Annotated in this window: 24 protein-coding genes; 9 read left to right on the forward strand and 15 right to left on the reverse strand. The window is 68.6% G+C overall.

Features of this window, described 5'->3' with window-relative positions:
* Positions 1 to 5: 5 nt before the first annotated feature.
* The 5 genes from ACWPN7_RS25855 to ACWPN7_RS25875 all read right to left on the reverse strand — a co-directional run bounded on the left by ACWPN7_RS25855 (position 6) and on the right by ACWPN7_RS25875 (position 4,407).
* Positions 6 to 1,148: an efflux RND transporter periplasmic adaptor subunit gene (locus ACWPN7_RS25855; RefSeq protein ID WP_040137481.1), complete on the reverse strand. Its 1,143-nt coding sequence runs from the start codon at positions 1,146 to 1,148 to the stop codon at positions 6 to 8.
* 172 nt (positions 1,149 to 1,320) lie between these two features.
* Positions 1,321 to 1,854, reverse strand: coding sequence for a translation initiation factor IF-3 (infC, locus tag ACWPN7_RS25860; protein ID WP_035673684.1), 534 nt, complete (start codon positions 1,852 to 1,854; stop codon positions 1,321 to 1,323).
* 92 nt (positions 1,855 to 1,946) lie between these two features.
* Positions 1,947 to 2,150 carry a 30S ribosomal protein S21 gene (rpsU, locus tag ACWPN7_RS25865; RefSeq protein WP_014198985.1) on the reverse strand — a complete coding sequence of 68 codons (204 nt, stop codon included), beginning with the start codon at positions 2,148 to 2,150 and terminating at the stop codon, positions 1,947 to 1,949.
* 57 nt (positions 2,151 to 2,207) lie between these two features.
* On the reverse strand, positions 2,208 to 2,360 hold the full coding sequence (locus ACWPN7_RS25870) for a hypothetical protein (RefSeq protein ID WP_158310442.1): 153 nt from the start codon (positions 2,358 to 2,360) through the stop codon (positions 2,208 to 2,210).
* A 313-nt stretch (positions 2,361 to 2,673) separates the two neighbouring features.
* Entirely contained in the window at positions 2,674 to 4,407 is a 1,734-nt protein-coding gene (locus ACWPN7_RS25875) for a sensor histidine kinase (RefSeq protein WP_247874674.1), read from the reverse strand.
* Between the two features lie 239 nt (positions 4,408 to 4,646).
* Between ACWPN7_RS25875 and ACWPN7_RS25880 the strand changes: the two genes are divergently transcribed.
* Both ACWPN7_RS25880 and ACWPN7_RS25885 read left to right on the forward strand, forming a co-directional pair.
* Positions 4,647 to 5,033 (forward strand): response regulator, encoded by a 387-nt coding sequence (locus ACWPN7_RS25880; RefSeq protein ID WP_040137479.1) that lies wholly within the window; start codon positions 4,647 to 4,649, stop codon positions 5,031 to 5,033.
* A gap of 30 nt (positions 5,034 to 5,063) precedes the next feature.
* Positions 5,064 to 6,131: a metal-dependent hydrolase gene (locus ACWPN7_RS25885; RefSeq protein ID WP_459196366.1), complete on the forward strand. Its 1,068-nt coding sequence runs from the start codon at positions 5,064 to 5,066 to the stop codon at positions 6,129 to 6,131.
* Between the two features lie 27 nt (positions 6,132 to 6,158).
* Here ACWPN7_RS25885 and ACWPN7_RS25890 read toward each other — a convergent pair whose 3' ends face one another.
* The 7 genes from ACWPN7_RS25890 to ACWPN7_RS25920 form a co-directional block, all read right to left on the reverse strand.
* Positions 6,159 to 6,869 (reverse strand): ABC transporter ATP-binding protein, encoded by a 711-nt coding sequence (locus ACWPN7_RS25890; RefSeq protein WP_407825057.1) that lies wholly within the window; start codon positions 6,867 to 6,869, stop codon positions 6,159 to 6,161.
* Positions 6,856 to 7,614 carry an ABC transporter ATP-binding protein gene (locus ACWPN7_RS25895; RefSeq protein ID WP_040137476.1) on the reverse strand — a complete coding sequence of 253 codons (759 nt, stop codon included), beginning with the start codon at positions 7,612 to 7,614 and terminating at the stop codon, positions 6,856 to 6,858. Before ACWPN7_RS25895 ends, ACWPN7_RS25890 begins: the two co-directional genes overlap by 14 nt.
* On the reverse strand, positions 7,611 to 8,624 hold the full coding sequence (locus tag ACWPN7_RS25900; protein WP_349619329.1) for a branched-chain amino acid ABC transporter permease: 1,014 nt from the start codon (positions 8,622 to 8,624) through the stop codon (positions 7,611 to 7,613). Before ACWPN7_RS25900 ends, ACWPN7_RS25895 begins: the two co-directional genes overlap by 4 nt.
* The gene (locus ACWPN7_RS25905) at positions 8,624 to 9,493 is read right to left on the reverse strand and encodes a branched-chain amino acid ABC transporter permease (RefSeq protein ID WP_014198978.1); all 870 of its coding nucleotides are present in this window, start codon (positions 9,491 to 9,493) and stop codon (positions 8,624 to 8,626) included. Before ACWPN7_RS25905 ends, ACWPN7_RS25900 begins: the two co-directional genes overlap by 1 nt.
* A gap of 57 nt (positions 9,494 to 9,550) precedes the next feature.
* On the reverse strand, positions 9,551 to 10,735 hold the full coding sequence (locus tag ACWPN7_RS25910; protein ID WP_456521959.1) for an ABC transporter substrate-binding protein: 1,185 nt from the start codon (positions 10,733 to 10,735) through the stop codon (positions 9,551 to 9,553).
* Between the two features lie 279 nt (positions 10,736 to 11,014).
* The gene (locus tag ACWPN7_RS25915; RefSeq protein ID WP_459196367.1) at positions 11,015 to 12,379 is read right to left on the reverse strand and encodes an MFS transporter; all 1,365 of its coding nucleotides are present in this window, start codon (positions 12,377 to 12,379) and stop codon (positions 11,015 to 11,017) included.
* 128 nt (positions 12,380 to 12,507) lie between these two features.
* Entirely contained in the window at positions 12,508 to 13,455 is a 948-nt protein-coding gene (locus ACWPN7_RS25920) for a Gfo/Idh/MocA family oxidoreductase (protein ID WP_451996908.1), read from the reverse strand.
* Between the two features lie 505 nt (positions 13,456 to 13,960).
* Between ACWPN7_RS25920 and ACWPN7_RS25925 the strand changes: the two genes are divergently transcribed.
* Genes ACWPN7_RS25925 through ACWPN7_RS25950 form a run of 6 tightly spaced genes read left to right on the forward strand, consistent with a single transcriptional unit; the run spans position 13,961 to position 18,555 of the window.
* Entirely contained in the window at positions 13,961 to 14,695 is a 735-nt protein-coding gene (locus ACWPN7_RS25925; RefSeq protein ID WP_014198973.1) for a PIG-L deacetylase family protein, read from the forward strand.
* Complete coding sequence (locus ACWPN7_RS25930; RefSeq protein WP_451996912.1) at positions 14,695 to 15,366, forward strand: 4-carboxy-4-hydroxy-2-oxoadipate aldolase/oxaloacetate decarboxylase; 672 nt, start codon at positions 14,695 to 14,697, stop codon at positions 15,364 to 15,366. The genes ACWPN7_RS25925 and ACWPN7_RS25930 overlap by 1 nt, the downstream gene beginning before the upstream one ends.
* Positions 15,359 to 16,417 carry a 4-oxalomesaconate tautomerase gene (locus ACWPN7_RS25935; RefSeq protein WP_459196368.1) on the forward strand — a complete coding sequence of 353 codons (1,059 nt, stop codon included), beginning with the start codon at positions 15,359 to 15,361 and terminating at the stop codon, positions 16,415 to 16,417. Before ACWPN7_RS25930 ends, ACWPN7_RS25935 begins: the two co-directional genes overlap by 8 nt.
* Positions 16,418 to 16,443: 26 nt before the next feature.
* Positions 16,444 to 17,319, forward strand: a complete 876-nt coding sequence (locus ACWPN7_RS25940; RefSeq protein WP_459196369.1) for an amidohydrolase family protein — start codon at positions 16,444 to 16,446, stop codon at positions 17,317 to 17,319.
* A gap of 41 nt (positions 17,320 to 17,360) precedes the next feature.
* Positions 17,361 to 17,708: a protocatechuate 4,5-dioxygenase subunit alpha gene (locus ACWPN7_RS25945; RefSeq protein ID WP_119507983.1), complete on the forward strand. Its 348-nt coding sequence runs from the start codon at positions 17,361 to 17,363 to the stop codon at positions 17,706 to 17,708.
* 4 nt (positions 17,709 to 17,712) lie between these two features.
* On the forward strand, positions 17,713 to 18,555 hold the full coding sequence (locus ACWPN7_RS25950; RefSeq protein WP_456511795.1) for a class III extradiol dioxygenase family protein: 843 nt from the start codon (positions 17,713 to 17,715) through the stop codon (positions 18,553 to 18,555).
* A 140-nt stretch (positions 18,556 to 18,695) separates the two neighbouring features.
* Here ACWPN7_RS25950 and ACWPN7_RS25955 read toward each other — a convergent pair whose 3' ends face one another.
* From ACWPN7_RS25955 to ACWPN7_RS25965, 3 genes are all read right to left on the reverse strand, one after another.
* Entirely contained in the window at positions 18,696 to 19,916 is a 1,221-nt protein-coding gene (locus ACWPN7_RS25955) for an NAD(P)/FAD-dependent oxidoreductase (protein WP_459196370.1), read from the reverse strand.
* A 29-nt stretch (positions 19,917 to 19,945) separates the two neighbouring features.
* The gene (locus ACWPN7_RS25960; RefSeq protein ID WP_014199250.1) at positions 19,946 to 20,269 is read right to left on the reverse strand and encodes a 2Fe-2S iron-sulfur cluster-binding protein; all 324 of its coding nucleotides are present in this window, start codon (positions 20,267 to 20,269) and stop codon (positions 19,946 to 19,948) included.
* Between the two features lie 97 nt (positions 20,270 to 20,366).
* Positions 20,367 to 21,530, reverse strand: a complete 1,164-nt coding sequence (locus ACWPN7_RS25965) for a cytochrome P450 (RefSeq protein ID WP_103040157.1) — start codon at positions 21,528 to 21,530, stop codon at positions 20,367 to 20,369.
* Positions 21,531 to 21,713: 183 nt separating this feature from the next.
* Here ACWPN7_RS25965 and ACWPN7_RS25970 point away from each other — a divergent pair, with 183 nt between their 5' ends.
* Positions 21,714 to 22,631 (forward strand): helix-turn-helix domain-containing protein, encoded by a 918-nt coding sequence (locus ACWPN7_RS25970; protein ID WP_459196371.1) that lies wholly within the window; start codon positions 21,714 to 21,716, stop codon positions 22,629 to 22,631.
* Positions 22,632 to 22,642: the final 11 nt, after the last annotated feature.

The raw sequence follows: 22,642 nt of genomic DNA on the forward strand, positions 1-22,642 counted from the left end.
GGCGCTTATCCTCGCGGCTGTTCGGCGGTCTGGGGGGCCCGCTCGGGCTGCACGGCCATGCCGGGGCGGACCTTCTGGGCGCCGCCGACGATGACGGTCTCGCCGGCCTGGACGCCCTTGGGCACCGCGATCACCTGATCGAGCTGCGGTCCGGGCTCGATCGGGCGGCGCTGCGCCCGGTTCTGCTGGTCGAGCACCAGGACGTAGCTGCCCTGCTGGTCCTGCTGGATGGCCGACACCGGCACCACCGGCTGCCGCTCCGTCTGCGCCGGGCGGATCAGGACGGTCACATACTGGCCGGGCAGCAGAAACCCCTTGGGGTTCGCGAAGTCGGCGTAGACGGGGATGGTCCCGGTCTGCGGGTCGATGCGGTTGCTGGCGAAGGAGACCTTGCCCTTCTGCTCGTACTCGGAGCCGTCGGCCAGCCGCAGGGCCGGCACGAAACGGTTCACCGCGTCGGCCGAGGCGAGATCGGGGGCGGCGCGCTGGACCTCCAGGATGTCGCGGTCGCTGACCGAGAAGACGACGCGGATGGGGTCGAGCTGGACGACGGTGGCGAGCGGGCCGCTGGACGGGTTGACGAGGTCCCCCACCGTCATCGCGGTGGCGCCGATGCGCCCGTCGATGGGCGAAGAAATGCGCGTGTAGCCGAGGTTCAGCTCCGCCTGCCGCAGCTTGGCCTGCGTCTGCATGATGTCGGCGTCCGCCGTCTCCTGCGCCGCCTGGGCCTGATCGAGATCGGCCTGGGAGATGTTGCCGCGGGTCCGCAGTTCCTGGGCGCGCTGGAACGCGCGCTGGGCCTCGCGCAGGGTCGCCTGGGCGCGGGCGAGGTCGGCCTTGGCGCTGTCCACGGCGGCTTGGTAGGGGGCCTGCTCGATGACGTAGAGCAGGGTGTCCTTGGTGACGTTCTGGCCTTCCTGGAAGGCCACCTGCTCGACGAAGCCCTCGACGCGGGCGCGGGCCTCGAAGTCCTGGATCGCCTGGACGCGACCGATGAACGCGCTGGTCGGGGTGACGTCCCGTTCACGCACCACCTCGGTCATGACCGTGGGGGGCGGAGCGTTCGCAGGCTGCTGGGCCAGGACCGCGCCCAAAGGGAGCAGGACGAGCAGGCACGAGACGGCGAGGCCGTGGCGAAGGCGCAGCATCGAGAGTGCTCCCGTTCAACCGTGCCTTCTAAACAGGGCCGCGGCGATTGGGTTCAGCGATGCCGATGAAAAGTGGGTGCGAGGAAGGCGACCGGGCGCTGAAAACGCAAGGGGACCGCCCCACGGAGGGCGGTCCCCTTGCCATCAAACATTCCGGCAGGTCAGTGTCCGGTCAACGCGGAGCGATGACCATGACCATCATGCGCCCTTCCATCCGGGGCATCTGCTCGACCTTGGCGATGTCCTCGAACTGGTCGCGCACACGGATCAACACGTTCATGCCCAGATCCTGGTGCGCCATCTCGCGCCCGCGGAACCGCATGGTCATCTTGACCTTGTCGCCCTCTTCGAGGAAGCGCCGCGCCGCCCGCATCTTCACGTCGTAGTCGTGGTCATCGATGTTCGGCCGGAGCTTGAGCTCCTTGATCTCGATGATCTTCTGCTTCTTGCGGGCCTCGTTGGCCTTTTTCTGCTCCTCGAACCGGAACCGGCCGTAGTCGAGGATCTTGCAGACCGGCGGCTCCGCCTGGGGGGCCACCTCGACGAGGTCGAGTTCGGCCTCGACCGCAGCGTCGAAGGCGTCGCGCAGCGAGACCACGCCGATCATCTCACCGTTGGCACCAACGAGGCGCACCGTGCGTGCCGTGATTTCCCGATTGATGCGCGGGCCTTCGCGGACCGGGTCCGCATCGTAGAGTTTAGCTATGTCCTGTCTCCAACGGTCTGTCCGGCGAGGAACCGGAATGGATGCTGACGGCCCTGACGCCGTCCCTCAAATTAAGGCATCGGTGGCCACGGTCAATAGCCCTCGCGCTGCAAACGCTTGCGCAGCAGCTTTCGCCGCCGCCGGACCGATTCCGCCGCCTGCCGTGCCCGGCGCTCCGAGGGCTTTTCGTAACGCCGGTGCAGCTTCATCTCACGAAAAAGCCCTTCGCGCTGCATTTTTCTTTTCAGGACGCGCAGAGCGCCCCCCACATCGTTGTCGCGGACCTGAACGAGCATAAGGCGATCATCCTCCCAATTGCTTGTATGGAAAGGGTTTTTCGTCGAAAAGGCCGCTCAGCCCAAGGTGTCGAGAACGATCTGGCGGATCTCGCGCGGGGTGAGGCGGGGCCACCCCGGCGCCCACGCCGGCTCCACCGCGGGAACGGGGCGCTGATGCTGGGGTTGGGCGGCCTGGGCCGCCCCGGTCGTCGGAAGCTTGATGGTCATGAGAATCCCCTTGCCGATATGGACGAAGCCCGTCGGCCGTTGTTGTTATGTGTTGAAATCCGGGGTATGCGGCGCTCAAAGCGCCCGCAGGTCCCCGATCGACACCCTGTCCTCCCCGTCATCGGGAAGGCATCAAATGCACTTTGGGAGAAAGAGACCCAGAGCGGATGGCCGGAGCGGCAGACAACAGGCCCCGGAGCAATCTTGATCTGTCCCAGATGGGAGGGTCCGCCGGCTTTTACAAGCGAAGACTGAGCGGTAACGTTCGGATTTCCAAAAATGATTTGGGCACACACCCGATGCCGGGATCACATCAGGCGTGAACGGCGACGGGACGGTTCGCGTCGGCGGTGAACGGAACGCTGACCGTGGCGGTGCAGCCCGGCCGCGCGTCGAAGGTGATGGTGCCGCCGACCTGCCGGACCAGCGCATCGACCAGCGTCGTGCCGATTCCCCCCTTGGGCGGCATGTCCGGGCAGCCGATGCCGTCGTCGGCCACCGTCATCGTCAGACGGTCGCCCGCTTGCCGCAGCCGGACCGTCACCGTCCCGCCTCTCCCCTCCGGAAAGGCGTGCTTCAGCGCGTTGACGACCAGTTCGTTGGCGATCAGGCCGAGCGGTGTGGCGAGTTCGATGGAGCAGGACACATCGTCCGTGTCGGGGTGGATGGTGATCGCCTCGTTCGGGAGAAGCTCCTGAAGGGCGTCGCAGAGCTGGCGCAGGTGCGTTCCGAAATCGACGTTCATCAGGTCGCCGGAAGTGTAGAGCTGCTCGTGCAGGCGCCCCATCGAGGTGACGCGCCCGGCCAGCGCCTCGATGCGGCCCCGCGACAGGTCCCCCTTGGGCAGGCGGCGCATCTCCACCATCATCAAGCCGTAGATCACCTGCAGGTTGTTCTTCACGCGGTGGTGGACCTCGCGAAGCAGCACCGTCTTCTCGGCGACCGTGCCGCGGAGCCGCCGGTCCGCCTCCTGCAGGTCGCTGACGTAGGTGTGCAGCGCCCCGGACAGCGTCGCCGCCTCCGTGTAGCGGCCGGTCAGCGGCAGGACGGGCATCGCGCCGTCCGGCCCCGCGGCTTCGACGGCCCTGGACATGGCGCGCAGGGGCGCCGACAGCCACGTCGCCAGGACATGGCCGACGAGGACCGCCAGCAAGCTGGCGGCGATTCCCCAGGCGATCACCCGGTTCCGCAGTTCGGCGACCGGCGCCATCGCCTGATCGACCGGCTGGCGGAGCACGACGCTCCACCCCAGCCCGGGATAATCCCGGTAGCCCTTCGTCCGCGCCACGCTCGTCAGGAAGCGGCGCCCGTCCGGCCAGGATTCGACCCACGCGCGCCGCCCTGGCGCCGACGCGAAGGCCAGCGGCTTGCCCACCAGGGGTTTGGGCCCCAGAATCACCGTGCCGTCGGCGGAGAGGATCATCGCCTCGACCTCGGCGTCCTCGGAAATCTGGCCGAGCACGGAGCGTTCGACCTCCGACGCCCAGTCCCAGCTCAGATGGGCGGCGACGACGCCGGTCAGCGTCCCCTGCTCGTCGCGCACCGGCGCCGCCAGATCGACGAAACGCGGAACCTCCATCCGGTTGGCGTACAGAATCTTGGCCAGAACCACCGCGTCGTGCACGTCGCCGACATAGGGCCGGTCGAACCCCTGCTTCCACCATCCGCGCGCGCTCACGTCCATGCCTTCATAGACACGGCCCGTCGCCGCCTCCAGAAGGCCGGTCGGCCGGATGAAGCCGATCCAGGCATAGTCCGGATAGCTGTCCTGAAGCTTCTGGAGGACGGCGCGGCGCGAATCGCGGGAAGCGTCGGTCGCACGGATGGTTTCGAGGCTCGTCACGACGAGAAGATCGCGGTAGCGCTCGAACATGCCACGGTCGAGCTTGTCGGCGACCTGCCCGGCGTAGAGGTGCAGCTGCCCGCCGATCACGCGCTGGAGCCGTTCCCCGGCTTCGACCTGCAGAATCGCGGCAGTGCCGGCCGTGAAGGCCAGCCCGACACCCCCCAGGCACGCGATCAGCATCGTCCTCAGGCCGATTTTCAAGGTCGCGGGTCTTCCTTTGGTGAAGGCTTCGCCCGGCGGCGCCGTGCCGGTTCCCAGCAGGAAGAATGCACACATCCCCGCGGAGCGAACAAGGGCTAGAAGCCCCCCGAAATGGCCGGGGAAACAACCATAGCCCGTTCAGCTTTGTTTTTCATCGCGTCGCCGGTTACAATCGTACCTGGAGCTGGACCACATCGTCCCGCACCCAGGACTGTGTTTACTCTGTACGGTGAGCCGCCATGACCGAACCCCGCCACATCCTGCTGGTCGACGATGAAGCCATCGCGATCATGGCGCTGGAGCATGGCCTGATGGACGAAGGGTTCCGGGTCACCACGGCCTTCAATGGCCAGGAGGCCCTGAAGCTCTGGCAGGACGAGTCCTTCGACGCCCTGGTCACCGACCTCAGGATGCCGGTGATGGCCGGCGACGAGCTGATCCGCAACCTGCGGAGCGAAGAGCCCGGCCTGCCCGTGGTGGTGGTCAGCGGCTACGCCACCGGTGAGATTTCCGAAAAGCTGAAGGTGAGCTTTTCGGACCCCATCGCGATCATGCCCAAGCCGGTGCGCGTCGAGGAGATTTCGGACGCGCTGAAGCGGATGCTGGCGATCGCCCCCGGCGCCTGACCCCGGCGCGTCACGGCACCACCGAGGACCATGGACACCGTCACCCAAATGCTTCTCGGGGCCACGGTCGCGCAGGCCGGCTTCCGCCGCCGGCTGGGCCGCCGCGCGCTGGCCGTCGGCGCGGGCATCGCGCTGATCCCCGACCTGGACGTCGCCGCCGGCTGGATCGGCGGCCCCTTCGCCAACTGGGTCCATCACCGCGGTCTGACCCATTCGATCCTGTTCGGTCCGGTCGCCGGCCTGCTGCTCGGCTGGCTGGTCTGGCGCTGGCAGCGCCGGCGCCATGGTCCGGACAGCCCGTCGGGCGACGGCGAGGCGCGGCGCGCCTGGATCTGGCTGGCCATCCTGGCGCTGATGACCCACCCGGTGATCGACGTCTTCACGTCCTACGGCACGCAGTGGCTCTATCCGCTCACCACCACGCGCTTCGCGATCAACGCGATGCCGATCATCGACCCGATCTACAGCCTGATCCTGGTGGTCTCGCTGGTGGCCGGCATCGCGCTCCGCAAGCGGGCGGCCCTGGCGCAGGACATCGCGGGCGTGGCGCTGATCCTCGTGACGGCCTACACGCTCGGCGGCTGGGCCATCAACGACCGCGTCGAGGCGCTTGCTCGGGCGCAGACCGGCGGCACCGCCCAGGTGACGGCCTACCCGACCCTGTTCCAGCCAGTGCTGCGCCGGGTGGTGGCCGAAACCCCGGACGCGGTGCTGGTCGGTTTCCACTCCGTGCTGAGCGACGGGGAAATCCAGTGGGAGCGGTTCGAACGGCACCGCTCGCCGGCCATCGCGGCGGTCGCGGCGACTCCGGAGGCCGAGGTCTTCCGCTGGTTCTCGATGGACAATCTGATCTGGCGCCAACAGCCGCTGGATGCCGAGCGCACGCTGGTCCAGGCGCTCGACCATCGCTACGGCATGCCCGGCGTCTCGTCGCTCGGCTTCTGGGGCATCCGGGCGGTCGTCGATCCGGCGGGGAGGCTGGTCGGTCCGGTGGAGACCTTCCAGACCCCCCGGGACGCGTCGCGGGCGGCGTGGCAGGACCTGTGGGTCCGCATCGTCGGTACGGGTCCGGCGGACCGGACGGTCCGCGCAAACTAATGCCACCCCAACTGACGCCGTAGACCCTCACACCGCAAGCGCGACGCCGAGGTGCCGCTCCATGAGGGCGTGGTCGTCCCGCAGATCGGCGGCCGCCCCCTCATGCACCACCTGCCCGCGTTCGAGGATCACCGCGCTCTGCGCGAAGTCCAGGGCGCGGTCCACCTGCTGCTCCACCAGGATCAGGGTGACGGTCAGCTGCGCCAGCGCCTGCATCAGCTGGTCGCAGATCACCGGAGCCAGGCCCTCCAGCGGCTCATCCAGCAGCAGCACCGTCGGCCGGCCGAGCAGCGCGCGGGCGACCGACAGCATCTGCTGCTCGCCGCCGGAGAGCGCGCCCCCGCCGTTGCCCCGCCGCTCCTTCAGGCGGGGAAACAGCGCGTAGGCCTCCTCCAGGGCGGAGCGCGGCCGGCCCTTCAGCCCAGTGACCAGATTCTCCTCAACCGTCAGCGAGCGGAAGATGTCGCGGGTCTGCGGCACATAGCCCAACCCGGCCGCCGCCCGTGCGGAGGAGTTGAGGCCGCTCAGCTCGACGCCGTCCAGCCGGATGCTGCCGGCATGACGCGTCGTCTGCCCGACCAGGGTGGCCAGCGTCGTCGTCTTGCCCATGCCGTTGCGGCCCAGCAGGGCCAGCCGCCCGCCGGCCGGCACGGTGAAGGACAGCCCTTCGACGATGCGGGTCTCGCCATAGCCGGCGGTCAGGCCGGTGATCTCCAGCGTCCCTTCAGTGCGGCGCATTGGCCCGGCTCCCCAGATAGACCTCGCGGACGCGCGGGTCGGTGGTGATCTCCTGTGCCGTGCCGCTGCACAGCAGGCGTCCCTGCGCCAGAACGACGATGCGCTTGGCGAAGCGGAACACCAGATCCATGTCGTGCTCGATCATCAGCACGGCCAGATCGGGCGGGAGACGGTCCAGCGCGTCGAGGATGCGGTGGCTTTCCGAATGCGGCACGCCGGCCGCCGGCTCGTCGAGGATCAGGAGCTTGGGCTTCAGGGCGAGCGCCAGCGCGATCTCCAGAAGACGCTGCTGCCCGTAGGCCAGCGCCCCGACGGCGGTGTCCGCCACCGGGACCAGCCCCATGCCGTCGAGCAGGCCGGCCACCTCGTCGGCCAGACCCGGCGTGCGCCGGACCGAGGCGAAGAGGCGGAAGGTCTTCCGCTCGCGCTCCAGAACGGCCAGCTCCAGATGCTCGCGCACCGTCATCGACCGGAACAGCCGGGCCACCTGGAAGGAGCGGATCAGGCCGAGGCGCACCCGCGCCTGGGCCGACAGGCGGGTGACGTCCTGCCCGGCCAGCCGGATGGTGCCGGCGCTGGGCGCCAGCACGCCGGTCACCAGATTGACGAAGGTCGTCTTGCCCGCCCCGTTCGGCCCGATCAGCGCGCAGCGCTCGCCGGGATGAAGCGCCAGCGTGATGTCGGCCGACACCTGCAGCCCGTCGAAATTCTTGCTCAGCCCCTGGACGTCGAGAAGCGCGGTCATGCCCGGTTCCCCTTGATGAAACGGTCGGCGAGCGAGGCGATGCCCCCCGGCAGGAACAGCACGGTGCCCATCAGGAACAGGCCGATGAACAGCATCCAGTGGAAGGGGTCGATCGCGGCCATCACGTGATGGATGGTCATGAAGGCCACCGTGCCGATGATGGCGCCGACGAGCCGCCCGGCGCCGCCGAGCACCAGCATGACCAGCGCCTCCGCCGACCAGGAGAAGCTGACGCTGTCCAGCCCGACGATGCCGCTGGTCACCGCGGTCAGCGCCCCGGCCACACCGGCGAACACCCCGGCGACGGCGTAGAGCGTGACCAGATAGCGGCGCGGCGAACCGCCCAGGGCGGCGACGCGCAGCGGGTCCTCCTTCACCCCCCGGCAGGCCAGCCCGAAGGGCGAGCGGACGATGCGCCGCGCCACCAGGAAACCGACCAGAAGCACCGCCAGCGCGAACAGGTAGGACGTGCGCCCGAACATGTCGAAGCGGAACAGGCCGAACAGCGGGCTGGGCTCGATGCCCGACAGGCCGTCGCTGCCGCCGGTGAGGTCGCGCGCCTTGTTGACCACCTCCTGGACGATCTGCACCACGGCGATGGTCAGCATCAGCAGCGTCAGGCCGCGCGCGTGCAGGATCAGCGCGCCGGTGACCAGGGCGACCAGACCGCCGGCCAGACCGCCGACGGCGAGCAGGACGAGCGGGTCGCTCACCAGATGCACGGCGGCGATGCCGGCGGCGTAGGCCCCGGTGCCGAACATCGCCGCGTGCCCCAGCGTGGCGATGCCGCCGAAGCCGAGCACGAGGTCGAGCGACAGGACGTAGAGCGCCGTCGCGGCGATCCGCGTCATCAGGCCGAGATCGTTGGGAAACAGCCAGAAGGCGGCCAGCCCGGCGGCGGCGAGCAGCGGAAACGCGGCCCCGCCGAGCGCCCGGCGGAACCAGGGCTGGCGCGCGGAGACCTGCGGAGACGGATCGATGGCCACCGCGCCCGTGTGACGTCCGCTCATCAGGCCGCCCTCCCCTGGAAGAAGCCGTGCGGCCAGCGGAACAGGATCAGGATCAGCGCGGCGTAGAAGAAGAACTCGCCGAAGCTGGGGATCAGGTACTTGCCCGCCGTGTCGACGATGCCGAGCGCCAGGGCGGCGGCGGCCGAGCCGAGGATGTTGCCCGCCCCGCCGACGGCGACCACCGCCAGGAACAGGACGATGTAGCGGATGGCGTAATAGGGCTCCAGCGGCAGCAGCTCCGCCCCCAGCACACCGCCCAGCGCCGCCAGCCCGGTGCCCAGCGCGAAGGTCGCGGTGTAGAGGCGCTCCGTCCGGATGCCCAGCGCCGCGGCCATGTTCGGGTCGTCCACGGCGGCGCGCAGCTTGATGCCGAAATCGGTGCGCTCCAGCAGCCACCACAGGCCCAGCACGGTCGCCGCCCCCATGGCGATGACGAAGGCGCGGTGCACCGGGATGGACTTCGGCCCGATCGCCACGGTGCCGAGCAGCGCGTCCGGCAGCGGGATGCGCTTCAGCGTCGGGCCGAACAGGTAGTTGATCCCGGCGACGATGACGAAGGTCAGGCCGATGGTCAGCAGCACCTGGGCCAGCTCGTTGGCCGAGCCGTAGATGCGCCGGTACAGCAGCTTCTCCAGCGGCAGCGTGGCGAGCACGGTGAACAGGATCGCCGCCACCAGACCCACGGCGTAGGGCAGGCCCAGCCCCTGCGCGGCGTAGGAGGCGACGTAGCCGGCGACCATGGCGAAGGCGCCGTGTGCGAGGTTGACCACGCGCATCAGGCCGAGCGTGACCGACAGGCCGACCGAGATGATGAACAGGATCATCCCGTAGGCGACCCCGTCCACCACGATGCCGAAAAGCGTTTCCATCAGGAACTCCAGCACGGACAGGCCCCTTCCCTTGGAGGAAGGGGCCGTCGATGGACCTTACTTGCCGGCCTTGAAGCCGTAATCGGGCTGGTCGGGGAACCCGGCGACCTCGGTGTTCTGCAGCCGGCCGTCCTTGCGCTCGGTCACGCGCAGGTAGATGGTTTGGGTGATGTGGCGGGACTCGGGATCGATCCGCACCGGCCCGCGCGGGCTTTCCCAGGCCATGCCCTTGACCGCCTCCACCGCCTTCGCTCCGTCGCTCTTGCCGTCGGTCGCCTCGACCATGCGGTAGATGACGTGCGCGCCGTCATAAGCGCCGACCGAGGTGAAGGTGACGATGTCGGACGAGCCGAACAGCTCCTTGTGCTTGGCGAGGAATTGGCGGTTCAGGTCGGACTCGTGGGCTTGGCTGTAGTTGAAGGTCGTGGTGATGCCGACCGCCGCGTCGCCGAGCACCGGCAGGTCCGGTTCCTGCGTGATGTCGCCGGGGCCGAAGAACTTGATTCCCGCGGCCTTCAGGCCGGTATCGCTGAACGCCCGGGCGAAGCCCAGCGTCGTCGGGCCGGCGGGCAGGAAGGCGTAGATCGCCTCCGCCCCGGAATCCTTGATGCGCTGCATGAAGGGGGCGAAGTCGGTGGACTTCAGCGGCATGCGGATGCTGTCGACCACCTTGCCGCCGGACTTCTCGAAGGTCTGCTTGAAGGCGGTCTCGCCGTCGATGCCGGGGCCGTAGTCGCTGACCGCGGTGGCCACCTTGCGGATGCCCTGCTTGGCGACATGCTCGGCCAGCGGCACGGTGTTCTGCCACAGGGTGAAGGAGGTGCGGACGTAGCGCGGCGACTTCTCGGTGATGGCCGAGGTCGCGGCGTTGAAGATCACGCAGGGGATGTTCGCCTCGTCGATCAGCGGGGCGACCGCCAGCGCGTCCGGCGTGAAGAAGAAGCCGGCGAGGTAGCCGACCTTCTCCTTGACCACCAGTTCCTGGGCCAGGGCCTTGCTCTGCGCCGGGTTGGCCTGGTCGAGGTCCTTGTAGACGAACTCCACCGTGTTGCCGGCGACCGTCTTGCCATGCTGGGCCTGATAGACCTCGATGGCCTGCTTGAAGGTCTGGCCGACCGTGGCGAAGGGGCCGGAGAACGGCGCGATCACCCCGACCTTGATCGTGTCGGCCCAAGCCGAACTGGTGCCGAAGGCGCACAGGAAAGCCGTGCCCAGCAGGGCCTTGCGAAATGTTCCGGACATGTTTCCTCCTCGTTTTGAAAGCCCCCGTGCTTTTTCGTCGTTGATTGGGGGGCGTTGCTCTGGGGCGTCTTGGCGTTCGCCGGGGCCGGACGCGCAGGCCGCCGATACCGTCACCACAGCAGGGATATCAGTGATCGCAGCGCTGCGCTCATTCGTTGGACGAAGGCCCCATTCGTTTTTTGAATAACGTCCGGGGCGCCATTGCAATGCAGCATGGGCATCTGCACCGATGACCGACGGTGCCAAGCCGCAAAGCCTAGGGATTGTCTATAGTAAAACTCAATGCCCCAGGGCTTCGACGGTCCGGCCCGTGCCGCTCGACCGGTCCTCGGGATGGACGAACTGCTTGACCAGCAGGGCCAGGGCGGCGACCAGACCCGGAACGGCGACGATGGCGAAGATGCTGGTGAAGTCGAGCTCCCGGCGGGCCAGCTCGGCCACCAGGAACGAGCCGCCGATCCCGCCGAAGCGGCCCAGCCCAAGCATCCAGGCCACGCCGGTGGCCCGCCCGTGGGTCGGGTAGAAGCTGGCGGCCAGCGACGGCAGCGAGGTCTGGGCGGTGTTCATGATGGTGCCCGCCGCGAAGACCGTGACCACCAGAAGCCCGACGTTCCCGGCGACCTGTCCGATGGCGTAGACGGCGCCGTAGGTCAGCACGAAACCGAAGGCGATGATCCGGTTGGCGTTGAAGCGGTCCATCAGCCAGCCCGACAGCACGGCCCCGACACCGCCCAGCGGGAACAGCGCGGCGATCAGCGCGGCGTCGCGCGGCGCCAGCCCGGCGTCCTTGAACAGGATCGGCATCCAGTTGATCAGCGCGTAGAAGATCACCAGCCCCATGAAATAGGCGACCCACAGCATCACCGAGCCAACCAGATAGCCGCGGGACAGCACGACCGCGATGCCGTTCCGCGTCTTGGTCGCCGGAGCCTTCTCGGTCATCACGAAGCCGGACGCCCCGGCCGCCGTCTCGGAGATGCGGCGCAGCACGGCGCGGATGCGCTCCACCGGGTGATTGTGGGCGACCATGTAGCGGACCGATTCCGGCAGCAGGACCAGCAGCACCGCCGCCAGGACCAGCGGCGCGATCCCGCCCAGCACCAGCACGCTGCGCCAGCCCCACAGCGGGATCATCCAGGCGGCGAGGAAGCCGCCGAAGGCCGCGCCGAGCGGGAAGCCGCAGAACATGGCGTTGGTGACCATGGCCCGCCGCCCCTCGGGGCAATACTCGCTCATCAGCGTGACGGCGTTGGGCATCGCCGCCCCCAGCCCGAGGCCGGTGACGAAGCGCAGCATGACGAGCTGGTCCAGGTTGCCCGAGAAGGCGGAGGCCAGACAGGCAGCGCCGATGACCAGCACCGAGCCGATCAGGATCGCCTTGCGGCCGAAGCGGTCGGCCAAGGGCCCGGCGGACAGGGCGCCGAAGGCCAGCCCGAACAGCGCCGCGCTCAGCACCGGCGCCAGCGCCGGCCGCGCGATGCCCCACTCCGTCGTCAGCGACGGGGCGATGTAGCCGATGGCCGCCGTGTCGAAGCCGTCCAGAAGGACGATGAAGAAGCACAGCGCGAACACCAGCCACTGGTATCGCGAGAAAGGATGCTCGTTGAGAAAGGCTTGGACGTCGACGCTGCGCGCGGTTGGCATGGGTTTCCTCCTCGGGGGACTCGTCACGGGGCGTTTTTTGTTTTGCGTCCCGTCTTTTGTTTTTTGGGAATTGCGGCCCCAAGCAACCATAAGTGCTGGGGCCGTGGGGCTGGCGACGCGTTCCCCGGTCAGGTGTTCAGCGATTTTTCCAGCCGGTCGAGCGTCCGCATGGCCGGCAGGCACTGCGCCACGCTGGCGTTGGGTTCGCGCCCGTCGCGGATGGCGGCGAAGAACTCGCGGTCGATCAGCTCGATGCCGTTGGTCGACACGGTGAGGCCGCTGAGGTCGATCTTGTTATCCTTGCCGTCGTACAGATCGTCGTAGCGGGCGATGTAGGTGCCGTTGTCGCAGATGTAGCGGAAGAAGGTGCCCAGCGGCCCGTCGTTGTTGAAGGACAGCGACAGGGTGCAGATCGCCCCGGACGGCACCTTCATGCCGATGCTCATGTCCATGGCGATGCCCAGCTGCGGGTGAGTCGGCCCCTGCAGGGCGTGCACCTGGCTGGCGACCTCGCCGGTCTGGTACTGGAACAGGTCCACCGTGTGGCAGGCGTGGTGCCACAGCAGATGGTCGGTCCAGGTCCGCGGCTTGCCCAGCGCGTTCATGTTGGAGCGGCGGAAGAAGTAGGTCTGCACGTCCATCTGCTGGATCGTCAACTCCCCCGCCTGGACCCGGTTGCGGATCCACTGGTGGCTGGGGTTGAAGCGCCGCGTGTGCCCGGCCATGGCGACCAGCCCGCTGGCCCGCTGCGCCGCAACCAGCCGCTCCGCGTCGGCCAGACTGTCGGCCATGGGGATTTCCACCAGCACATGCTTGCCGGCCTCCAGGCACTGGATCGCCTGCGCGGCGTGCACCGGCGTCGGGGTGGCGAGGATCACCGCCTCCACGTCGGTCCGCTCCAGGCTCTCGGCCAGATCCTTGGTCCAATGCGGAATGCCGCGCGCCTTGGCGAAGCCCTCGATGTCGTCCGGCTCGCCGCCGACCACCGACACCACCTCGATGCCGTCGATGGCGGCGACCGCCTCCAGATGCTTCACGCCGAAGGCGCCCGCGGCCCCCGCCACACAAATCCTCATCGCGTCCTCTCCCGAAATCCTTTGTCCGGGCCGGGGAGCGTCCCGCAACGGCGGGTCCGGCTCCTCACCCCTTAATCCCTCATGATCGAATGGGTATCATCCCGCCCGCCGCCGAGGAAATTCGTTCGTCGAAGAGCCCATTTGTTTTTTGAATAGCGGAGAGGCCGACCAGCGTGGAAGGAGCCCCGTCGAGGCGGCTGCAAGGCAGCCCTTTCCTTACCCGTCAACGCGCCTTTCAGCACAGCCCCGTATGTTGCATCCCCATGATTCGACATGAGATTACGCTTGGCGCGACATCTTCGCATCGACGCCGGAGGCTTCCTTCCGCCGCCCCTTCCCTGGCGAGGCCCAACGAAAAGACGCGCCTATAGCAAAACCAAATGATCATGATGGGAGTTCGAAATAGGATTTGCCACCGGACCGGCGGATGATGGGCCATCGGAATCGGACTGCCCACAACAAGGCTGCCCACCACCAGACTGCCCATGCGGGGGAGCGGACATTCATGGCACAGAACAAAAGAGCGCTGGTTCTCAGCGCCCACTCGGCGGACTTCGTGTGGCGCGCCGGCGGCGCCATCGCGCTGCATCAGAAGAAGGGTTACGAGGTCACCATCGTCTGCCTGTCCTACGGCGAGCGCGGCGAGTCCGCCAAGCTGTGGAAGCAGGACGGCTGCACGCTGGACCACGTGAAGACGGAGCGCCGCAAGGAGGCCGAGGCCGCCGCCAAGGCACTGAACGCCCACGACATCCAGTTCTTCGACCTCGGCGACTACCCGCTGGAGATCGACCGCGAGGCCAAGTTCCGTCTGGTCGACGTGATCCGCAAGGTGCAGCCGGCCTTCCTGATGAGCCACTCGCATTACGATCCCTACAACACCGACCATTCCTACGCGACCAAGGTCCTGATGGAATGCCGGATGATCGCCCAGGCCTGGGGCCACAATCCGGGTCAGAAGGTGCTCGGCGCGCCGCAGCTCTACCTGTTCGAGCCGCACCAGACCGAGCAGATGGGCTGGAAGCCGGACGTCTTCCTCGACATCACCGAGGTGTGGGACAACAAGCGCGCCGCCATCGAATGCATGGCCGGGCAGGAGCATCTCTGGGATTATTACACCAACCTGGCGCAGAACCGCGGCAACCACTTCCGCCGCAACTCCGGCGGGCAGGCCGGCGGGCGCAACGCCCGCTACGCCGAGGGCTTCCAGTCGGTCTATCCCCGCACCGTGGATGAGCTGTGATGAACGTCGTCGTCCAAACCATCGAGCGGGCCGACCCGGCGGTGATCGCCGGTCTGGCCGAATGCGGCGTCGCCACCGTGCACGAGGCGCAGGGCCGCAAGGGCCTGCTGGCCTCCGCCCTGCGCCCGATCTATCCGGGCGCCCAGCTCGCCGCCTCGGCGGTGACCGTCCTCGCCCCGCCGGCCGACAACTGGATGCTCCACGTCGCCATCGAGCAGGTGACGCCGGGCGACATCCTGGTGCTCGCCACCACCTCACCATCGGACGCCGGCTATTTCGGCGACCTGCTGGCGACCTCGGCCCAGGCGCGCGGCTGCGCCGGTCTGGTCATCGACGCCGGGGTGCGCGACGTCCGGACGCTGACCGACATGGGCTTCCCGGTCTGGTCCCGCGCGGTCTGCGCGCAGGGCACGGTCAAGGAGACGCTGGGTTCGGTCAACGTGCCGGTGGTCTGCGCGGGCGCACTGGTGAATCCCGGCGACGTGATCGTCGCGGACGACGACGGCGTCTGCGTGGTCCGCCGCGAGGAGGCCGCCGGCGTGCTGGCGAAGGCGCAGGACCGGCTGGCGAAGGAGGAGGAGAAGCGGGCGCGGCTCGCCGCCGGCGAACTCGGCCTCGACATCTACGGCATGCGCGGCCCGCTCGCCGCGAAGGGGCTGCGCTATGTCTGACGGCGTGCGCTGCCTGTGGATGCGCGGCGGGACCTCCAAGGGCGGGTATTTCCTGGCCGACGACCTGCCGCCCGGCACGGCGGCGCGCGACGCCTTCCTGCTGCGGGTGATGGGCTCGCCCGACCCGCGCCAGATCGACGGGATGGGCGGCGCCGACCCGCTGACCTCCAAGGTGGCGGTGGTGCGCCGGTCGGAACGGCCGGGCGTGGACGTGGACTACCTGTTCCTTCAGGTGTTTGTGGACAAGGCCATCGTCACCGATGCCCAGAACTGCGGCAACATCCTGGCCGGCGTCGGCCCCTTCGCCATCGAGCGCGGCCTCGTCCCCGCCCGCGACGGCGTGACGCCGGTGACCATCCACATGGAGAACACCGGGCAGGTGGCGGTGGCCGCCGTGCCGACGCCAGGCGGGACGGTCACCTACCGGGGCGAGGCGCGCATCGACGGCGTGCCCGGCACGGCGGCGGCGATCCCCATCGAATTCCGCGATACCGCCGGCTCCTCCTGCGGGGCGCTGCTGCCGACGGGCAACGTCGTGGACGTCATCGACGGGGTTCCGGTCACCTGCATCGACAACGGCATGCCGGTGGTGGTGCTGCGCGCCGCCGACCTCGGGGTGCGCGGCGACGAGACGCGGGAGGACCTCGACGCCGACGCGGCGTTGAAGGCGCGGCTGGAATCGATCCGGCTGCAGGCCGGGCCGCGGATGAACCTGGGCGACGTAACGGACAAGTCGGTGCCGAAGATGACCCTGGTCAGCGCTCCGGCCAACGGCGGGGCGATCTCCACCCGGACCTTCATCCCGCACCGCTGCCACGCCTCCATCGGCGTGCTCGGCGCGGTCAGCGTCGCCACCGCCTGCGCGCTGGAGGGCTCCCCCGCCGCGTCGCTCGCCGTGGTCCCCGACGGCGCCACCCGGACGCTGAGCGTCGAGCACCCGACCGGCGAGATGACCGTGGTCCTCGACCTGGACGGGGCTGGAACGGTGACCCGCGCCGCCCTGCTGCGCACCGCCCGCAAGCTGTTCGACGGCACCGTCTACGCCGACTGATCATTTTCCCCGAAGGGAGCCTTCCCATGGACGCCAACTACCGTCCCTTCCACCCGAACCCGAGCAAGCCGGCCTACACGCCGCCGCCCGGCGCGGTGGACGCCCACTGCCACGTCTTCGGTCCGGCCGACCGCTTCCCCTACGCGCCGGAGCGCAAATACACCCCCTGCGACGCGCCGAAGGAAAAACTGTTCGCCCTGCGCGACGATCTGGGCTTCGCGCGCAACGTCATCGTCCAGGCGACCTGCCACGGCAAGGACAACCGGGCGCTGGTCGACGCGCTGAAGGCCTCCAACGGGCTGGCGCGCGGCGTCGCCTCGGTCGGCCCGTCGATCACCGAAGGCGAGCTGGCCGAGTTGCACGAGGCCGGGGTGCGCGGGGTGCGCTTCAACTTCGTCAAGCGTCTGGTGGACGCTACGCCCAAGGAGGTCTTCCTCGGCATCGCCGACAAGATCGCCAGGTTCGGCTGGCACATCGTGGTCTATTTCGAGGCGCCGGATCTGGACGACCTCACGCCCTTCCTGCGCGAGCTGCCCACCACCATCGTCGTGGACCATATGGGCCGCCCGGACATCGCCAAGGGCGTGGACCACCCCCAGTTCCAGAAATTCGTCGCCCTGATGGCCGAGAACCCCAAGGTCTGGAGCAAGGTGAGCTGCCCCGAGCGGCTGAGCGTCCAGGGTCCGCCCTCCTACGACGACGTGGTGCCCTTCGCCCGCCTGCTGGTCGACCGCTTCACTGACCGCGTGCTGTGGGGCACCGACTGGCCGCACCCGAACATGACCTCGCACATGCCCGACGACGGCCATCTGGTCGACGTCATCCCCCGCATCGCCACCGACGAGGCCAAGCGGACGGCGCTTCTCGTCGACAACCCGATGCGGCTTTACTGGTCCGAATAAGCCCAAAAACGAGTGACAGAAACGAAAAGGAGGAAACACCCGTGACCGCACCCCACGAGCCGATCCCCGGCACCACCATCTTCGACGGCCGGATGGCCATGAAGGGCTATCCGCTCAACAAGATGTGCTACTCGTTCAACGAGGCGGCGGCCCGGCAGGAGTTCCTGGCCGACGAGGACGCCTACTGCGCCAAGTTCGGCCTGACCGACGAGCAGAAGACGGCGATCAAGGAGCGCAACGCGCTGGCCCTGCTGGCGGCCGGCGGCAACATCTACTACCTCGCCAAGTTCATCGGCATGCTCGGCCTGAATGTCCAGGACATCGGCGCGCAGCAGACCGGCATGACGGTCGAGGAATTCAAGGCGAAGCTCAAGGCGGCGGGGAACTGAGACCATGGCCAAGATCGTCGGTGGCGTCACCACCTCCCACATTCCCGCGATCGGCAACGCCATCGCCAACGAGCTGTTCGAGGACCCCTATTGGAAGCCGTTCTTCGACGGCTATCCCAAGGCCCGCGAGTGGCTGGCCGAGGTCAAGCCGGACGTGGCGATCGTGGTCTACAACGACCACGGGCTGAACTTCTTCCTCGACAAGATGCCGACCTTCTCCATCGGCGCGGCTCCCGAGTACCAGAACAAGGACGAGGGCTGGGGCCTGAAGCCGCTGCCGCCCTACCCCGGCGACCCGGAGCTGTCCTGGCACATCATCGAATCGCTGGTGAACGACGAGTTCGACATCTGCTCCTGCCAGGAGATGGCGGTGGACCACGGCTTCACCGTGCCGATGGCCCTGCTGTGGCCCGACCAGACCCGGCGGCCCGTCCGCACCATCCCGGTGGCGGTCAACACGGTGCAGCACCCGCTGCCGACCCCGGCGCGCTGCCTGAAGCTGGGCGAGGCCATCGGCCGCGCGGTGGCGTCCTACCCCAAGGACCTGAAGGTGGTCGTGCTGGGCACCGGCGGCCTGTCGCACCAGCTCGACGGCGAGCGGGCGGGCTTCATCAACAAGGACTTCGACCTGATGTGCCTTGAGAAGATCGTCGACGAGCCCGAGGCGTTGGCGAAATACTCCATCCACGATCTGGTCCGGCTGGCCGGCGCCCAGGGGGCGGAGCTGATCCTCTGGCTGATCATGCGCGGCGCACTGGGCCGGAAGGTCTCGAAGGTCCACAGCAACTACCACATCCCGATCTCCAACACCGGGGCCGGCCTGCTGGTCCTGGAGAGCGCGGCCTGATCGGGCCACCGCCGCCGTTGGTCCCCGTCCGCCGCCGCGTTCCCCGGCGGGCGGGGATCATGCAGAACAGGCCGGTGCAGCGCGCGCTGCACCGGCCTGTTTCTTTGCGTCACGATCCAACGATCACCGCGTCCCAACGATCACCGCGTCAGGGACGCCAACGGAAAGCCCTCGTCGGCCGCTTGGTCCGGCGTCAGCACGGCCTTGCGATCCAGCAGCTTGCGGCCGACCATGTGGTCGGCCGGGCGATTGACGGAGTCGATGGCGACCAGGGCGCCCTCACGGAAATAAAAGGCGGAGAAGCGACGGTCCTCCGGCGCGCCGCGCAGCACCATCCGGTCGTGATCGGCGGCCAGGCCGACGATCTGCAGCTTCACGTCATACTGATCGGACCAGAACCAGGGCGCCGCCGTGACGGGACGCTCCCGCCCCAGCAGCGCGGCGGCCGCCGACTTGCCCTGCTCGACGGCGTTCTGGACCGACTCCAGCCGCAGCAGGGTCCCCGCGCCGGTGCGCCGGGCCGTGCAGTCGCCGACCGCGACGATGGCCGGATCGTCGGTGCGGGCGCCGTCGTCCACCAGAACGCCGCCGTCGCACGCCAGCCCGCAGGCTTCGGCCAGCGCCGTGTCGGGGACGATTCCGACGCCGACGACCACCAGATCCGCCGGGTGCGAACGCCCGTCGGCGGTGCGCACGGCGGTGACGCGGCCCCCCTGCCCGTCCAGCGCGACCACCTTGGCCCCCAACTCGACCGTCACGCCCTGCCCGCGGTGCAGGTCGGCGTAGAAGCCCGCCAGGAACGGCGTCGCCGAGCGGGCGAGCAGACGCTCAGCCGCCTCCAAGATGGTCACCTCCAGGCCGCGCTTGCGCGCCGCCGCCGCGACCTCCAGTCCGATGTAGCCGCCGCCGATCACCACCACCCGCGCCGCCCGGTCGAGCGCCGCACGAATCCGCCGGGCGTCGTCCAGCGACCGCAGGCCGAGGACGCCGTCCAACTCATCGCCAGTGATCGGCAGACGGCGCACCCGCGCGCCGGTGGCCAGCGCCAGCCCGCGATAGTCCAGGCGGCGCCCGTCCTCCAGGCGCACGCGGCGGGCGGAGCGGTCGATGGCGGCGACGCGCGTGCCGGTCAGCAGGGCGATGCGCTGCCGTTCGAAGAACTCGGCGCCGCGGATGGCGAGTTGCGCCTCCTCCATCGTGCCGGCAAGAATCGCCTTGGACAGCGGCGGCCGGTGATAGGGGGCCGAAGCCTCCTCCCCGATCAGTGTGATGGGACCGTCGTAGCCCTCGGCGCGCAGGGATTCGGCGACCTGCAAGCCGCCCTGCCCCGCCCCGACGATGATCATTCCCGCTTCGACCATTCCCGCTTCCGCTTGCGCCGGGCCGCCCATCAGCTCTGGGCCTCCGGCAGGCGCACCACCATGCCGTCCAGCGCGTCGCTCACCCGGATCTGGCAGGACAGGCGGCTGTTGCTGCGGCGCTCCGACGCCGTGCAGTCGAGCATCTCCTCCTCCGTCTCGCTGGGCGGCGGCAGGGAGTCGACGAGCGCCTCGTCCACGTAGCAGTGGCAGGTCGCGCAGGCGCAGGAGCCGCCGCACTCGCCCTCGATGCCGGCGACGCCGCTTTGCACCGCGCCCTGCATCAGGGTCCAACCCGTCGGGATGTCCACGACCTGCTCCAGGCCGTCGTGCTCGATGAAGGTGACCTTCGCCATGACCGAAAAATCCTTTGGAAAAGCGTGTTCTGCGAAAACCGTGTTCTGCGTCGTGGCGCGGCCGGAGCCTCCCCCGGCCGCGCCGTCGTCCCCGCGATCAGCCGACCGCCAGTTCGAGGCGGGTCGGGCTGCGGAAGGTGGTGGAGGGCATCCAGGGAAGCTGGTCCTGCACCCGGACGAACTCCGGCACACGCTTCAGGAACTCCTCGCAGGCGACGCGGGCGGCCAGACGGGCGAAGGCGGTGCCGAGGCAGGCGTGGACGCCGCCGCCGAATCCCAGATGCCCCTTCGGCTTGCGGTCGATGTCGTAGAGATGGGCGTTGGCGAAGCGCCGCTCGTCGCGGTTCCCCGACCCGTAGGCGAGGCAGACGAAATCACCGGCGCGCATCGTCTGGCCGTGCAGCGCAACGTCCTTCTGCAGGCAGCGGCGGAAGCGCTGGGCCGAGGTGTTGAAGCGCAGCGATTCCTCGATGGCGTCGGGGATCAGCGCCGGGTTGGCGGCGAGCCGGCGGCGCGCGTCGGCGTGGTCGGCGAGGTTCAGGGCGAACATCGCGAGGAAGCCCGACAGGGATTCGATGCCGGCCATGATCAGCGTGGTGATGGTCATCTGCACCTCGCGGTCGGCCAGCTTCTCGCCGGCGACCTCGGCCTGGATCAGCGCGGTGATCAGATCGTCGCCGGGCTCGCGCTTGCGCAGCTCGACCAGCTCCTTGGCGTATTCGCTCATCCACTGGAAGGCGGCGAGATGCTCCGGCCCCTTCTGCCGGGTGCGGGGATCGGACTGCACCATCAGCACGGCCTTATCGCGCACCATCCGCTCGTTCTCGCGCGGCAGGTTGAACAGGCCGAACAGCACGTCCACCGTGACCTTGCTGGAGACGTCGCTGACGAAGTCGAAGGTCCTCTCCCCTTGAACGGCATCGAGCGCCCGGTTGGCCGAGGCGCGCACCGGCTCGGTCAGCCCCTCCACCGCCTTCTTGGTGAAGGCGAACTGGACGATGCTGCGCAGGCGGTCGTGGCGGGGCGGATCGGTGGTGCCCAGCGTGTTGCCGGCGCGGTTGGGCATCTCGTCCATCAGATTGCCCTTGGCCGAAGAATAGGTTTCCCAGTCGTTCAGCGCGGTGACGATGTCGTCGTAGCGCGACAGCACCCACATGTTGGCTTCCTCGCTCCAGAAGCAGGGATGCTCGTCACGCAAGGTCTTGTAGAAAGGAAACGGGTCGGCATCGACGGCCGGTGAGTAGGGATCGAAGCGAAACATCGGGCGCACTCCTCCGACACCCGCGGCGGCGGGCGGCCAATTGGCAGTTTTTGGTTTGGATTGACGCGAACCGTTCTGGTCGCGAACAATTGCATCCTAGACGGATTCGCCTTCGCGGCGGAATGGACGAAGCGGAAGGAAAATTGTACTTTTCCGACAAACGAAGGCGCGGGGGAGGACGGCATGGAAAAGGATGCGGAGGGGCTGGCGCAGACGCCTTCCGGAATGGTCCCGCTGTTCGCCCTCTACGGCGAGGAGGCCCGGCTCACCGACGCCGAATTCATCCACATCGAGGACATCGAAAGCCGCAGCCGCCTCTACGATTGGGGCATCGGCTCCCACACCCACCGCGGGCTGTTCCAGCTGGTGGCGGTGCTCGACGGCGGGGGGCGCGTGCAGATCGACGACCGGGTGGCGGAGGTCGCCGCCCCCTGCGTGATCGTCGTTCCCCCGGCGGTGGTGCATTCCTTCCAGTTCCGGCCGGGCAGCCACGGCTATGTGCTGACGGTGGCCGAGGTGATGCTGTTCGACGGGGCCAGCGCGCAGAGCCGGCCGCTGTTCGAGGCGCTGTTCCTGCGCCCCTGCCTGATCGATTTCACCGACGCCCCGGCGGCGGCGGCGCGCGTCTCAACGCTGCTCGATCAATTGATGACGGAGTTCCGCTGGCCGCAGCTCGGCCGGTCGGCGATGTGCGAGTGGCTGCTGCGCGGCGTCCTGCTGCTGCTGGAGCGCCAGCGCGCGGCGGCGGCGGGCGCCGACCCGGCGGAGCGCGTGCGCACCGCGCTGTTCGCCCGCTTCCGCGCGCTGGTCGAGGACCATTTCACCGAACATTGGACGATCCCGCGCTACGCGGACGCGCTGGGGATCACGGAATCGCGGCTGAACCGCCTGTGCCGGCATCTCGCCGGCCGCTCCGCCTTCGAGGTGGTGCAGGACCGCCTGCTGCTCGAAGCGAAGCGCCGTCTGGTCTACATCGCCGCACCGGTGGCGATGATCGCCTATGAGCTGGGCTTCCAGGACCCCGGCTACTTCAACCGCGTCTTCAAGAAGCTGACCGGGAAGACGCCGGCCGCCTTCCGGCGCGAGGCGCGGGCCGGGTAGTACAGGCTGTT

The sequence above is a fragment of the Azospirillum sp. UENF 312511 genome (assembly GCF_058780635.1).